The 15,146-nt window shown below is 38.6% G+C and carries 9 protein-coding genes and 1 tRNA gene; 8 read left to right on the forward strand and 2 right to left on the reverse strand.

From position 1 onward, the window contains the following. Positions 1–21 precede the first annotated feature (21 nt). A complete protein-coding gene (locus BUL40_RS03715; protein ID WP_080318135.1) occupies positions 22–1,248 on the forward strand; it encodes a metallophosphoesterase in 1,227 nt (408 codons plus the stop codon). An 88-nt stretch (positions 1,249–1,336) separates the two neighbouring features. Continuing rightward, a complete protein-coding gene (locus tag BUL40_RS03720) occupies positions 1,337–1,633 on the forward strand; it encodes a thioredoxin family protein (RefSeq protein WP_010518491.1) in 297 nt (98 codons plus the stop codon). Between the two features lie 59 nt (positions 1,634–1,692). On the opposite strand, the gene BUL40_RS03725 is transcribed toward BUL40_RS03720, so the two are convergent. After that, positions 1,693–5,040 (reverse strand): glycosyltransferase family 117 protein, encoded by a 3,348-nt coding sequence (locus BUL40_RS03725; RefSeq protein ID WP_080318136.1) that lies wholly within the window; start codon positions 5,038–5,040, stop codon positions 1,693–1,695. A gap of 166 nt (positions 5,041–5,206) precedes the next feature. On the opposite strand from BUL40_RS03725, the gene BUL40_RS03730 reads away from it, so the two are divergent. The 4 genes from BUL40_RS03730 to infB all read left to right on the forward strand — a co-directional run bounded on the left by BUL40_RS03730 (position 5,207) and on the right by infB (position 9,953). Continuing rightward, a tRNA-Gln gene (locus tag BUL40_RS03730) sits at positions 5,207–5,278 on the forward strand. Between the two features lie 150 nt (positions 5,279–5,428). Then, positions 5,429–5,890, forward strand: a complete 462-nt coding sequence (gene rimP, locus BUL40_RS03735) for a ribosome assembly cofactor RimP (RefSeq protein ID WP_080318137.1) — start codon at positions 5,429–5,431, stop codon at positions 5,888–5,890. A gap of 12 nt (positions 5,891–5,902) precedes the next feature. Next, on the forward strand, positions 5,903–7,135 hold the full coding sequence (gene nusA, locus BUL40_RS03740) for a transcription termination factor NusA (protein WP_010518488.1): 1,233 nt from the start codon (positions 5,903–5,905) through the stop codon (positions 7,133–7,135). Positions 7,136–7,178: 43 nt separating this feature from the next. Further along, positions 7,179–9,953 (forward strand): translation initiation factor IF-2, encoded by a 2,775-nt coding sequence (gene infB, locus BUL40_RS03745; protein WP_080318138.1) that lies wholly within the window; start codon positions 7,179–7,181, stop codon positions 9,951–9,953. Between the two features lie 48 nt (positions 9,954–10,001). Here infB and BUL40_RS03750 read toward each other — a convergent pair whose 3' ends face one another. After that, positions 10,002–10,382, reverse strand: coding sequence for an SPOR domain-containing protein (locus tag BUL40_RS03750; RefSeq protein WP_010518486.1), 381 nt, complete (start codon positions 10,380–10,382; stop codon positions 10,002–10,004). Between the two features lie 219 nt (positions 10,383–10,601). On the opposite strand from BUL40_RS03750, the gene BUL40_RS03755 reads away from it, so the two are divergent. Further along, positions 10,602–11,948, forward strand: coding sequence for a cytochrome c3 family protein (locus BUL40_RS03755; protein WP_080318139.1), 1,347 nt, complete (start codon positions 10,602–10,604; stop codon positions 11,946–11,948). A gap of 30 nt (positions 11,949–11,978) precedes the next feature. Beyond that, positions 11,979–15,113: a TAT-variant-translocated molybdopterin oxidoreductase gene (locus tag BUL40_RS03760; RefSeq protein ID WP_080318140.1), complete on the forward strand. Its 3,135-nt coding sequence runs from the start codon at positions 11,979–11,981 to the stop codon at positions 15,111–15,113. Positions 15,114–15,146: the final 33 nt, after the last annotated feature.

The raw sequence follows: 15,146 nt of genomic DNA on the forward strand, positions 1-15,146 counted from the left end.
AATATATTTGTTAAAAAAGCTATGCTTCGCTGGATATTTTTTGTTGTGTTGTACCTAATAATGGGCTTTTATGCGCTACAAGGTATACGTACCGCTACCAGGCAACCTTGGGTTCACTACTGCTTTATATTTGTATCGCTCCTTGTTATAGGTAATTTTATTTATCAGTTTTCTATTGCAGATTCTGGTAGAGTGCTAAGTAGACCTAAGAGTTATGCATTTGGTTTTCTTTTGGCAATGCTATCCTTTCAATTAATTACGATACTTTTTTTGTTTGGAGAAGATATATTTAGGCTTTTGGTAGGTACGTATAATAAATGGTTTAACACAGATAAGGAGTTTACCATACCAGCAAGGCGTAGATTTTTAAGTGTATTGGGCTTAGGGTTGGCTGCCTTACCCTTTGGGGCTTTGCTTTACGGTATGTATAAGGGCAAATACAATTATAAGGTTTTAACTTACGAATTGGAGTTCGATGATTTGCCAGAAGCGTTTCACAATTATCAAATCACCCAAATATCTGACATTCATTCCGGTAGTTTTGATGATTACAAGAAAATAGAATATGGGGTAGACCTAATTAACCAACAAAATAGCGATGTTATATTGTTTACTGGAGACATGGTAAATAACATGGCTAGCGAGATGAAACCATGGAAAACACTTTTTGGGTCACTACAAGCAAAAGATGGTAAGTTTTCGGTACTTGGTAATCATGATTATGGCGATTATGTAGAATGGGAAACCAGCGAGGCTAAGGCAAAAAACTTAGAAGAACTAAAAGCCATGCAAAAAGAGATGGGCTTTAGGTTGTTGTTGAATGAGAATAGCTATCTAGAAAAAAATGGCGCCCGTATAGCTTTGATTGGTGTAGAGAATTGGGGGGCAGGTGGCTTTAAGAAAGCGGGTGATTTAAAAAGAGCTGTGGCAGGAATACAAAAAGACGATTTTAAAATAGTAATGAGTCATGACCCCTCTCACTGGGAGCAAGAAATAATACATGACGACCATCATTACCATTTAACGTTAAGTGGGCATACCCATGGAATGCAATTTGGCATTGAGATTCCAGGATGGTTTAAGTGGAGTCCGGTTAAATGGCGTTATACCTATTGGGCCGGTATTTATGAAGAGCTAGGCCAGTATATAAATGTGAATAGAGGTTTTGGTTTTTTAGGATACCCAGGTAGAGTAGGTATTTGGCCAGAGGTAACCGTGATTAAATTAAAAAAGAAGGGTTTAACTTGATTTTAACTAGAATGCCGGTTTGTTAGGGTTTCTGTGAAATTAAGCTTTAACTATTTTTCTTACTTTTGATTTTATAAAAGCATATTCCATGTCAAAATTTGGAGAACTTATTGATTTGAACGTACCCGTTTTATTGGATTTTTATGCCGATTGGAACGAAACTTCTACCTCTATGCACCCGGTGTTAAGAGATGTAGCTGCAGCTTTAGGTGATAAGGGAAAAGTGATTAAGATTGATGTGGAAAAGAACAAAGAATTGTCACAGGCGTTAAGAATAAAAGGCCTGCCAACACTGATGATATACAAGAAAGGTGAAATGGTTTGGCGCCAAAGCGGCGAAGCAGATGCCAATACGTTAATAGGAATATTGAACGAGTATATTTAGGCAATCACCTTCATAAATCTCTTTTACCACAATTTTAAATAGGACAATGTTCCCATGGATTAATTTTCCACGGAAACATTGTCTTCTTGTATTAAATTTGTATCATCCGGGATAGTATCTACCGGTATTTCCAATCGCTCTGATTCCGGTACGCTATTTACAGGAGGTATTTGGGTATCAGAATCATCAATAAAATTGTTAAACAAACCTATATACTCTCTTAATATGAGGGATTCTTTTTCGGCAAATTCACTATCGTTATTGTCATCTAAAATAAAAACAATGCGTTGGTAGCTTCCTAGATTGCTTAAGATTTCTTCAATGTTCTCATATTGCTCATCTCTTGGAATACTAGCATAGTATTCTAGTCTTTCTTGGTAAATTTTCTTTAGGCGTTCAAACGTTTCACGTGCCTTTTGTTTTTCACCAACCTTGTAATAACCATCTAAGAAAGGTTCTACAAAAGCATAGAATCCAAAATATTCTATTGGCATGTTTTCCATGCTTATATCAATAATTTCTTTGGCTTTATTTATTTTGTTTTCCGCTATTAATGTCTCTGTTAATCGTGCCAAATTACTTCTAAAAGAAAGGCCTTGTGAGCGCGTTTGCGGATCATGGTAAATATCTGGACTTCCGGCGTTGCCCCATTCCCAGTTCTTGACTATGTTGAACATTAAATCGGAATCTACCCTTCCCATTTCGTAAGGGCTTTGGTTTTCGGTCTTAATAGGTACTAATTTGTAAACAAGCCCATCTAGTTGTAAATACTCTTTCATCCAAATATATTCTGCACTATCAAAACTACCGCCAGAGAAATAAATTGGTCTTTTCCAATCATTATTGGCAATAATATCCAACATTAAAATCCTGTTTTTAGGTAATGCGCTTTGGGGCAAATCTATATCTATGTAATCTACGATAAGGGCACTATCTTTTGGTTTTACCAATCCGCTAGCCAACACATTTTCTTTATTTACGGGAATTCTAATTTTGTTGGTAGGATAGTATACAATGTCCAGATTGCTTTCAGAAAAGCCACTTAAGTCTCTTCCTTGCTTTTCCAATAGATATTTAAATTTGGTCTGTGGTTTATCGCTACCGATCCAGTTCATGAAATCTTTAATGCTCCACCTATTCTCGGTTACTCCTTGATAGTAAACCGCATCTCTGGTGCCGTAGCTATATTTGTCATGAGTTAGTTGAGAAGGTATAGGGTCGCTCTCATACGCTTTGCGTTTCATTTGATCAATGTACCAATCCGTAGCAAATAAACTAGTGTTCACTACTCTAACATCTGTTCTGTATCCCTCAATTTCTTGTGCGTACCATAACGGGAAAGTATCATTATCTCCTATAGTAAACAAGATGGCTCCGGCATCTTCTTGGCACGAGGCTAAATAAGCCTTTGCACTAGAATTGGCGGTATATCTTCCAGAACGGTCATGATCGTCCCAGTTTTGGTAGGCCATAACAAACGGTACGCTTAATAAACACGCAATGGTGATGATCGGTGCGGAAAGTTTTGGGTTTAAAAGTTTTCTTAGCTCATCGAACAAGCCATAAACACCTATACCGATCCAAATACAAAAAATAAAGAAAGAACCAACCAAAGAGTAATCTCTTTCTCTAGGCTGAAAGATGGTAGGGTTGGTATAAAACTGAATAGCCAAACCTGTAAACAGGAAAAACACGAAAAGAGCCCAAAAATGTTTTGGGTTACGGCTTATTTGAAATACTAGGCCAATAATTCCTAACAGAAGCGGTAAAAAGAAATAGGTGTTCCTTGCTTTGTTATCCAAAACTTCTGAAGGTAAATTTTCTTGACTTCCTAATCGTATGCTGTCTACAAAACCAATTCCGCTAAGCCATTGGCCGTTATTGTCATACCTGCCTTGTACGTCGTTTTGTTTGCCAACAAAGTTCCACATAAAATAACGCATGTACATATAACTCCATTGAAATTCAAGTAAATAAGATAGGTTCTGTCCCAAACTAGGTGGCTGTACATCTATGTAATCTGCAAAACTCCTGAGAAACTTAATATATTGCTCGGTATCAATCTCGCCTTCTGCGTCTAGTTGTTTAAATTGCTTTACGGCATCTCTTAGTTGTAAATCAGATATATACTCTGGTTTAATCTTAAAATCCAAGCGGCCAAAATAACGCATGTAATTTTCTGCATGCTGCTCACTCCATAATCTGGGTAAAAAACCAATATGTTTTTTGTTGGGGCCTTGTAAGGCGTCTTTATAATTGTTTACTATTACATATTTCCCTGCTTTTTCGTCCTTTTCATATTTAGGTTTTTCATCAATATCATCTCCAGGCCCTGCAAATGAATTGGAATAATAAGCACCATAAAATGGACTTTCAGGACTAGGGTATTGCTCTCTGTTGTAATAGGCTAGCAAAGAACGCGCATCTTCCGGGTTGTTCTCATTAACTACAGTCCTGGCGTTTGCTCTTATGGGTAACATTAACCAAGAAGAAAAACCAAGTATTAAGAACATAAAACAAAGCACTATTAAATTAGCGTTGTAATACTTATTGTCTCTGGTGTATTTTAACCCAAAATAAAACACTGCTACAAAGAGTAAGCCCATAATTATGGTTCCTGAGTTAAAAGGAAGGCCTATTTGATTGATGAAAAATACCTCGCTCCATCCAAACAATTTTAAAACATAGGTTAGGGAGAATTTGTATACCAACATTAAAATGGCAACAACTGCAATATTGGCCAGTAAAAAGTTTTTAATGGTTACCTCTTTGTATTTTTTAAAGTAATAGAGAAGGCCTATGGTAGGTATGGCCAAAAAGCCCATAAATTGAATGCCAAAAACCAATCCAATTACAAAACAAATGAGCAAAAGCCATTTGTTGCCCCTTGGGTCGTCCAAGCGATCGGTCCATTTTAACCCTAGCCAGAGTAATAATGCCATAATAAAACTGGCCATGGCATACACTTCTGTTTCTACCGCGTTAAACCAAAAACTATCAGAAAAGGTAAAGGCTAAGGCGCCCACCATACCACTACCAAAAATGGCTAGGATATTATGATTATTTAATTTTTTGTTCTTTTTTACCAACTTACGAGTTAGATTGGTAATTATCCAAAAGGTAAATAAAACGGCAAATGCACTAGAAACTACAGAAACTAGGTTAACCATAAGCGCAATCTTACTTGCATCACCAAACGCAAAGATTGAGAAAAAGGCACCAATCATTTGTAAAAGGGGGGCTCCTGGTGGGTGGCCAACTTGTAGCTTTGCAGATGTGGTAATGTATTCTCCGGCATCCCAAAAACTACCGGTGGGTTCTACGGTTAAGCTATACGTAATAAGTGCTATTGCAAAAGCTATCCATCCAAAGATGGTGTTCCATTTGTCGTAATTTTTCTCGAACATGTGGTGTTAGGTTTACCTATGGGGGCGAATTTACCAAAATATTAAAAAAGGAAACCCCGTTTTTCTAAAAGGTTTAACAGGAAAAACCAACTTTTAAAAATTAATATTTCAAAAAATGTTTGCGTTACAAAAAGTTTGTATTAAATTTGCACGCTCAAAATGGTACTGGCCTATGGTGTAATTGGTAACACAGCTGATTTTGGTTCAGTCGTTCAAGGTTCGAGTCCTTGTAGGCCAACAAATAAAAATCCCCTCTCTGTGTGCGGGATTTTTTATTTTCTATCAGTTTTTGCAAACCATTTAATTATCATATATTTGCAATGCTGAAAGCGAATATAAAAGTAATCAGAGGGGACTTAAGGTCCCCTCTTCTTTTGCTAACTAGTTTATGTTTAAAGATACCGTTAAAGCTTTATTAGATGGTGCTTTGGAAAAAAGGCCAGATTTGTTTTTGATTTCTTTCACCGTAGGTGCGGATAATCATATAAAAGTTGTTCTGGATGGCGATAAGGGTATTAGTCTAAAAGACTGTATGGACGTGAGCAGGGGAATAGAGCATAATTTGGACCGGGAAGAAATTGATTTTTCTTTAGAAGTTACTTCTGCAGGGGCAACTACGCCGTTAGAAATGCCAAGGCAGTATAAAAAGAATATTGGGCGTAATCTAAAAGTTAGAACTCAGGAGGAAACAATTGAGGCAAAATTAGAGGCGGCCTCGGATCAGAACATTACCCTTGTTTGGAAGGTTAGGGAGCCAAAACCAATTGGCAAGGGAAAGCATACCGTACAGAAAGAACAAGTGATTGATTTTTCTGATATTATTGAAGCTAAAGTTGTAATAAAATTTTAATTGTAGACCGCAATGGAAAACATGGCGCTTATTGAATCCTTTTCGGAATTTAAGGATGATAAGTTTATAGACAGGGTAACGCTAATGGCTATTTTGGAAGAAGTATTCCGTAATGCCCTTAAAAAGAAATTTGGTTCGGACGATAACTTTGATATCATTATTAACCCGGATAAAGGGGATTTGGAGATATGGAGGAACCGTGTGGTTGTGGAAGATGGTGAGGTTGAAGAGCCAAACGAGGAAATTTCTTTATCAGAAGCTAGGAAAATTGAGCCCGATTTTGAAGTTGGGGAAGATGTTTCTGAAGAAGTGAAGTTGATGGATTTGGGTAGAAGAGCAATTTTGGCGTTACGTCAAAATTTAATTTCTAAAATTCATGAGCACGATAATACCACAATTTATAAGCAGTTCAAAGATTTAGAAGGTGAGATTTACACGGCTGAGGTGCATCATATCAGGCATAAAGCGGTTATCCTTTTAGATGATGAGGGTAACGAGATTATTTTGCCAAAAGACAAACAGATACCGTCTGACTTTTTTAGAAAAGGAGATAATGTGAGAGGTATTATAGAAAGTGTTGAGCTTAAAGGTAATAAGCCCGCTATTATAATGTCTAGAACCGCGCCTAAATTCTTAGAGCAGTTATTTTTCCAGGAAATACCAGAAGTTTTTGATGGTTTAATTACGATTAAAAAAGCGGTTAGAATACCTGGGGAAAAAGCAAAGGTTGCTGTAGATTCTTATGATGATAGAATTGATCCGGTAGGTGCTTGTGTGGGTATGAAAGGGTCTAGGATCCATGGTATTGTTAGGGAGTTGGGTAATGAAAATATAGACGTTATCAATTACACTAACAATGCACAGTTAATGGTAACAAGAGCGCTAAGTCCGGCTAGGGTTACTAGTGTTAAGTTAGATGATGAGAAAAAAACAGCCCAGGTTTATCTAAAACCAGAAGAAGTGTCCAAGGCAATTGGTCGTGGAGGTCACAACATAAGGTTGGCGGGTCAACTAACAGGTTATGAGATAGATGTATTTAGAGAGGGCGTTGAGGAAGATGTTGAGCTTACCGAGTTTTCTGATGAAATAGATGCTTGGATTATAGAAGAGTTCAAGAAAATTGGTCTGGACACTGCTAGAAGTGTGTTGGAGCAAGATGTTGCAGATTTGGTTAAGCGTACAGACTTGGAAGAAGAGACGGTGAATGAAGTGGTGCGCATTCTAAAGGCTGAATTTGAAGATTAAAGTATATATTAGCAGCAAATTTTAAGGGAGTATAGAATTTTTTATGGCAGGAAACCCAACAATAAGATTAAATAAAGTTCTAAGGGAATTGAATATTTCATTGGATAGGGCGGTAGACTATTTGTCGTCTAAAGGTCATGATATTGACGCTAGGCCAACCACCAAAATATCTAGTGAAGTATATCAAGTACTGTTGGATGAATTCCAGACCGATAAGAGCAAGAAAGTAGCCTCTAAAGAGGTTGCGGAAGAGAAGCAGAAGGAGAAGGAAGAACTTCGTATGCAAATGGAGCGTGAGCAAGAGGAAAAACGTATTGCTAGAGAAAAGCGCCAAGCAGAAAGAGAAGTTATTAAAGGTAGGGTAGAGCTTTCTGGTCCAAAAACGGTTGGTAAAATAGATTTGGGTAAAAAACCTGGAGAGGTAAAAGAAGAGCCTAAGCAGGTAGAGAAAAAACCGGAACCGGTTCAGGAAAAAGTGGTAGAAAAACCTGTAGAAAAGAAGCAGGAAGAGCCAAAGCCAAAACCTGTAGAGCAAGTTAAAAAGCCCGAGGTAGTAGTGGAGAAAGTTCAACCTAAAAAGGAAGAAAAGCCTAAACCTGTGGCAAAAAAAGAAGAGGCGACTACAGAAAAAGAGGAACCTGCGCCAACATTGGGTTCAGATACCTTGGAAACGAAGTATCAAAAATTATCTGGTCCAAAAATAACTGGAGCCAAAATAGACCTAAGTAAGTTTGAACGTCCAAAGAAGAAGAAAGAAGAGAAGAAAGACGACAAAAAAGGTCAGGCCGGTGATAAAAAGCGCAAGCGTAAACGTATTGTAAGTAATAAACCTGGAGGACAGGGCAACAATAACAACAGGGGTAGAAACAATAACCGCAAAGGAGGCCAAAGAACTAATGTTCCCAAGGTAGAGCCTACAGAAGAAGAAATTCAAAAGCAGGTTAGGGAAACCCTCGAAAAACTTCAAGGAAAATCCTCTAAAGGTAAAGGAGCCAAGTATAGGAGGGAAAAAAGAGACCTTCACAGGCAACAAACCGAGAAAGATTTACAGCAGCAGGAAAAAGAAAGTAAGTTGTTAAAAGTTACGGAGTTTGTGACCGTAAACGAATTGGCAACTATGATGGACGTTTCGTCTACCCAGATAATTTCTGCATGTATGTCTTTAGGGATGATGGTTACCATGAACCAGCGTCTGGATGCTGAAACATTAAGCATTGTTGCGGATGAATTTGGTTATGAAGTAGAGTTTGTAACCGCGGAAATAGAGGAGTCCATTGAGGAAATTGAAGATGCGGCAGAGGATTTGGTTGCAAGGGCGCCAATTGTAACGGTAATGGGTCACGTAGACCACGGTAAAACATCCTTATTGGATTACATCAGGGAAGAAAATGTAATTGCAGGTGAAAGTGGGGGTATAACCCAGCACATTGGCGCGTATGGAGTTACATTGGAAGACGGTCAAAAGATAGCGTTTTTAGATACGCCAGGTCACGAGGCGTTTACCGCAATGCGTGCTAGAGGTGCACAGGTAACGGATATAGCTATTATTGTTGTTGCTGCGGATGATGATATCATGCCGCAAACCAAAGAGGCTATAAGCCATGCGCAGGCAGCAGGTGTCCCAATTGTATTTGCAATAAATAAAATTGATAAGCCAACGGCAAATCCTGATAAAATTAAAGAAGGTTTGGCGCAAATGAACCTACTGGTAGAAGATTGGGGTGGAAAAATACAGTCTCATGATATATCTGCTAAAACAGGTCAGGGTGTTAAAGAGTTGTTGGAGAAAGTATTATTAGAGGCTGAATTATTGGAGCTGAAGGCAAACCCAAATAGGGTTGCTGTTGGTACCGTTGTAGAAGCCTTCTTGGATAAGGGAAGGGGTTACGTTTCTACCGTATTGGTGCAGAACGGAACTATGTCTATTGGTGATTATGTATTGGCTGGTACCTGTAGTGGTAAGATTAAAGCAATGCACGATGAGCGTGGTAAGGATATCAAGAAAGCGGGTCCTGCTACACCAGTATCTATTTTAGGATTGGATGGTGCGCCGCAAGCTGGTGATAAGTTTAATGTAATGGAAGATGAGCGTGAGGCAAAACAAATTGCTGCTAAACGTTCTCAATTACAACGTGAGCAATCAGTGCGTACGCAACGCCATATCACTTTAGATGAAATTGGAAGGCGTATTGCTTTGGGCGACTTTAAAGAACTTAATATTATCCTTAAGGGAGATGTGGATGGTTCTGTGGAGGCATTAACGGATTCTTTCCAGAAACTATCTACAGATGAGATTCAGGTAAACATCATTCATAAAGGTGTTGGTGCCATAACAGAGTCTGATGTATTGTTGGCAAGTGCTTCTGACGCTATTATTATTGGCTTTAACGTTAGGCCAATGGGTAATGCCAGGATGGTGGCCGATAAGGAGGAAATCGATATTAGAACTTACTCCATAATCTACGATGCTATAAATGACCTTAAGGATGCTATGGAGGGTATGTTGTCTCCAGAGATGAAAGAAGAGGTTACCGGAACCGCAGAAATCAGGGAGACATTTAAAATCTCTAAAATTGGAACCATTGCTGGTTGTATGGTAACGAGCGGTAAGATTTATAGAAATTCTAAAATACGATTGATTCGTGATGGTGTGGTAATCTACACTGGAGAGCTCGCCTCGCTTAAGCGATTTAAAGACGATGTAAAAGAAGTGTCTAAAGGATATGATTGTGGCTTACAGGTTAAGAACTATAATGATATTCAAATAGAGGATGTTTTAGAAGCTTACCAAGAAGTAGCGGTTAAAAAGAAATTATAATGCGCTTTTAGGAAAGTAAGAAATAAAAAAAAGGATTAAGTGTTTAGCTTAATCCTTTTCTATTTTTAAGAGCATTGCTCTTGGATATTTCTTGCGCACTTCTAGGAACTTTCTGTCCGCTTCTAATTTGTCTCTGAATTTGCCTAATCTAACCCTGTAGGTGGGTTCTTGAAATTCAATTTTGGAATACCACGTTGGAAAATCATTGTCTACTTCCTCTTTAAGGCGAAAAGCGGTATTTCGATCCCCAAAACCAACCTGAATTTGGTAATAACCACTATTGGCATTTGCGCTTTTATAAATAGTAACCATTTTATCTAGTTCCTGTGGTTGTTGAATGTTCACAGTTCCTTCTTTAGGTTCCATTTGGGCACAAGCTAGTCCAAAACATATGGAAAACAGCGATGTATAAATAAACTTATGTTTCATCTTTTAATTCTTCTATGAGCAAATGTACTTTATAAACTTTAAACAATGCTGATTGGTGTTATTTAGAACTATTATAAATTAACTATTATAAATACCTTAACATTTAAAAAAACCCTGCTGTGTCGTATTTTTGTCAGCAATTTGAAACGGTGTAAAAGCTAAATATCTTAGCCTCAAAAGAAAACATCGTGCCAAAAATAAGACAGCAATTACGTTAATATGAAAAAGGTGTTCAACCGCATTCAATTTTCAAAGATTATTGGTTTAGGTTTACTTCTGTTCTCGCAGATGATAACGGTATCCGTAGTAGCACAAGACGCTGCCGACGGTGCTTCTGTAGATGGGGATCCAGCTAAAGGTAAGCAATTGTTCAATCAAAACTGTGCTGCCTGTCATGCGTTAGATCGTAAGATGACAGGGCCTGCTTTGGCTAATGTGGAAACGCGATTGGCGGAAGAAGAAGGTTTGGATAAAGAATGGTTGTATAAGTGGATTAAAAATAGCCCGGGTATGATTGCCTCTGGCGATGCTTACGCCAATAAAATCTACAATGAGTACAACAAGGCGGCTATGACCGCTTTTCCAACCTTGTCCAATGAGGATATAGATAATATTTTAGCGTACACTGCTGCGCCTCCAAAGGCTGCTGCAAAACCTGCGGCTGCTTCTGGTGAAGCTGTGGCTGCGGCAAGTACTTCTGGAATTTCCAATGAAGTGGTTCTTGGTGCCTTAGCTGTGGTTTTTGGTCTGTTGGTGGTTATGTTGATTTTGGTCAACAGGACGCTTAGAAGAATTGCTGAGGCTAATGGTGTTGTTCTTGAAAAGGAACAAGAGGAGCGCTTGCCAATCTGGAAAGCATTTGCTAAGAATCAGTTTTTGGTGCTGTGTTCTGTAATTGTTCTGTTGTTGGGTAGTGCGTATTTTGCGTACTCTTGGATGTCTCAGATTGGTGTTGATCAAGGTTATGCTCCTGTGCAACCAATTCATTACTCGCATAAAATCCACGCTGGTGACAATAAGATAGAGTGTAAGTATTGTCACTCTTCTGCTAGGTCTTCCAAGCATTCGGGTATTCCATCCTTAAATGTGTGTATGAATTGTCATAAGTCTATTTATGAATACAAAGGCAACCCTGAAGGGCCTTCTGCTGAGGATTTGGCAAATGGGTATACCAATGAGTTCTATACCGGTGAAATTAAGAAGCTTTATAAGGCTGTAGGTTGGGATGAAGAGAATCAGAAGTACACTGGCGAAAGTCAGCCTGTAGAATGGGTTAGAATTCATAATCTTCCAGATTTTGCATATTTCAATCACTCGCAACACGTAACTGTTGGTAAAATCGAGTGTCAGACCTGTCATGGTCCTGTGGAGGAGATGGAGATAATGTATCAATATTCGCCTTTAACCATGGGTTGGTGTATTAACTGTCATAGAGAAACAGAGGTGCAATTGGCGGATAATGGGTATTACAAGAAAATCCATGACGAGCTTTCCAAGAAGTATGGTGTGGAAAAGTTGACCGCTGCTCAAATGGGTGGTTTGGAATGTGGTAAATGCCACTATTAATTAATAAAGAAGTTATTTCGATATATAAATATGGCATCAAACAAGAAATATTGGAAAAGTGAAGCGGAATTAGATCCGAACAATTCCATTGTTGAGACGCTAAAGCAAAATGAGTTTGCGGAGCCAATACCTGTGGACGATTTTCTAGGGGATAAGCAAACGTTAGAGGAATCAAGTACTACAAGAAGGGATTTCTTAAAGTATGTTGGTTTTAGTACTGCAGCTGCCACTATTGCTGCTTGTGAGGGTCCTGTTCATAAATCTGTTCCTTACGTGGTTTTGCCAGAGAATATAGTTCCTGGGGTTCCTAGTTATTTTGCTACATCTATTGCAGATGGCTACGATTTTGCAAGTATTTTGGTTAGAACCCGTGAAGGTAGGCCAATTAGGATAGAAAATAATGACAGGGCATCTGTAATGGGTAATGCCAATGCAAGGGTAAATGCTTCTGTTCTTAATTTATACGATAGCAAGCGTTTGCAGGGTCCGTTGGCAGGTGGTGAGCCTGTATCTTGGGATGTTTTGGATGCAACGGTAAAAGCAAAGCTAAATGCATTACAGGGTTCAGGTAAGCAAATTGCATTATTGACCCAGACTTATGCTAGTCCTTCAACAGAAAAGTTAATTGCTGCCTTTTCTGAGAAATTTGAAGGTGTTAATCATGTTACTTATGATGCCATTTCTGAGGAGGCTGCAGTTATCGCCTTTGAAAAAATGTATGGGCAACGTGCTTTACCGGATTATGATTTTTCCAAAGCTGAACTTATCATATCTTTTGGTGCCGACTTTTTAGGTGATTGGCAAGGTGGTGGTTTTGATGCTGCTTATGCTAAGAAGCGTGTACCTAAAAATGGTAAAATGTCACGTCACGTGCAGTTAGAGGCTAATATGTCTCTATCTGGTGCTAACGCGGATAAGCGTGTTCCTATGAATACGGCGAATCAAAAACTAGTGTTGGCAAAATTAAGTGGTAAGTTAAATGGTGTTCCGGTATCTGGTGGAGATTCTGCTGTGGATGCCTTAGTGAATACGCTTGTTGCTGAAATAGAAAAAGTTGGAAAAAGTAATGTTGTAGTGGTGACAGGGTTGAGTGATGTAAATGCTCAAACTGCTACATTAGCTGCGAACAAAGCGTTAGGTAGTGTGGTTATAGATGTAACTGCTCCTAGATATATAAGGCAGGGTAATGCTGCTAAGGTAAATAAGCTAATCGCTGATATGAAAGCCGGTAAGGTGGGAATGTTATTGATAGATGGGGTTAACCCAGCTTATTCTTTGCCTAACGCTAAAGAATTTACAGAAGCTTTATCTAAAGTTGATGTTTCTGTTTCTTTCTCATATAATCAAGATGAGACAGCTAATGCGGTTACGCATGTTGCTGCTGTTTCCCATTATTTGGAGTCTTGGGGAGATGTTCAGATTAAAAAAGGATTTTATAGTCTTACCCAGCCTGTAATTAAGGAATTGTTCGATACGCGTCAATTTCAATCCGCTCTTTTAAAGTGGATGGGAAGTGATGTTTCTTATTATGATTTTGTAAAAGAAAATTGGACAACTAACATATTAGGTGAAGGTGGTAATTTCAACAAGGCTTTGCAAGATGGTGTTTATGAAATGCCAGAAACTAACGTTAGTGTTGAAACGAATGTAACTGAGGATGCTGCTGCTAGTGACGAAGCTGTTGGTGCGGTTTCTACTTTAAGTGCAGCGTTAAGGGCTTTAGCTTCTGCTAAAGTAGAAGGAATGGAGTTGGTTCTGTATCCTAAAACCGGAATGGGTGACGGTAAGTTGGCTAACAATCCTTGGTTGCAAGAGTTTCCTGATCCAATTTCTAGAGTAAGTTGGGATAATTATATAACGGTTTCTAAAACAGATGCTGAAGCACTTGGGTTAGAAAATTATAATGTGGCTAATGGTGGTTTGGATGGTAGTTATGCAAATGTTACCGTAGATGGTGTAACATTGCAGAACGTACCGGTGTTGATTCAACCAGGTCAAGCAAAAGGCACCGTTGGTCTTTCTTTTGGTTACGGAAGAAAAGATGGCTTGCAAGAAGAAATGCAAACCGGTGTTAATGCGTTTAAGGTTTACAAAGGCTTTAATGCTGTTCAATCTGTTTCTATAAGTAAAGCGGCAGGCACGCACGAGTTTGCATGTATACAATTGCATAATACTTTAATGGGTAGGGGTGATATCATCAAGGAAACTACTCTTAAAGATTTTAATACGAAAGATGCGCATGAATGGAATCCAATACCACATGTTTCTTTAGATCATCAAGAAACGTTGGTAACGTCTCCAGAAGTGGATTTGTGGGAGAGTTTTGATCGTTCTGTAGGGCATCATTTTAAATTATCTATAGATTTAAACGCTTGTACCGGTTGTGGTGCTTGTGTTATAGCTTGTCATGCAGAGAACAATGTTCCTGTTGTAGGTAAAAAAGAAATGCGAGTTTCTAGGGATATGCACTGGTTGCGTATTGATAGATACTATTCTTCTGAGGAAACTTTTGAGCAAGATAATGAGAAGAAAGATGGCTTTAGCGGTCTTTCTGGAGATAACGGTTCGTTAGGTGGTTTTGGAGAATTAGAAGATCCTTCTGTTAATCCTCAGGTTGCTTTTCAACCGGTAATGTGTCAACATTGTAACCATGCACCTTGTGAAACCGTTTGTCCAGTAGCGGCAACTTCTCACGGTCGCCAAGGTCAAAACCATATGGCTTATAACAGATGTGTGGGTACTAGATATTGTGCCAACAACTGTCCGTATAAAGTGCGTAGATTCAACTGGTTCTTGTACAATAACAACGATGAGTTCGATTTCCATATGAACAATGATTTGGGTAAAATGGTATTGAATCCTGATGTTGTGGTAAGGTCTAGAGGTGTTATGGAAAAATGTTCTTTCTGTATACAGCAAACGCAATCCGTAATTTTGAATGCAAAGCGTGAAGGTAGACCAGTAGAGAAAGGTGAATTTAATAATGCAGTGGCTTGTTCTGCGGCTTGTAGTAGCGGTGCATTGCATTTTGGTGATGTGAATGAAGAAGGTTCGTTAATCGCGGAATTAGAACATGATAAAAGAGCATATCACTTATTGGAGCATGTAGGTACAAAACCTAATGTGTTCTATCACGTAAAAGTTAGAAATACTAACGAAGCATAACCAAAGAATAAAGAAAAACTAAGAAGTAGTCAA

Origin of the sequence: Croceivirga radicis, assembly GCF_002072105.2 — a bacterium.
Lineage (GTDB): Bacteria > Bacteroidota > Bacteroidia > Flavobacteriales > Flavobacteriaceae > Croceivirga > Croceivirga radicis.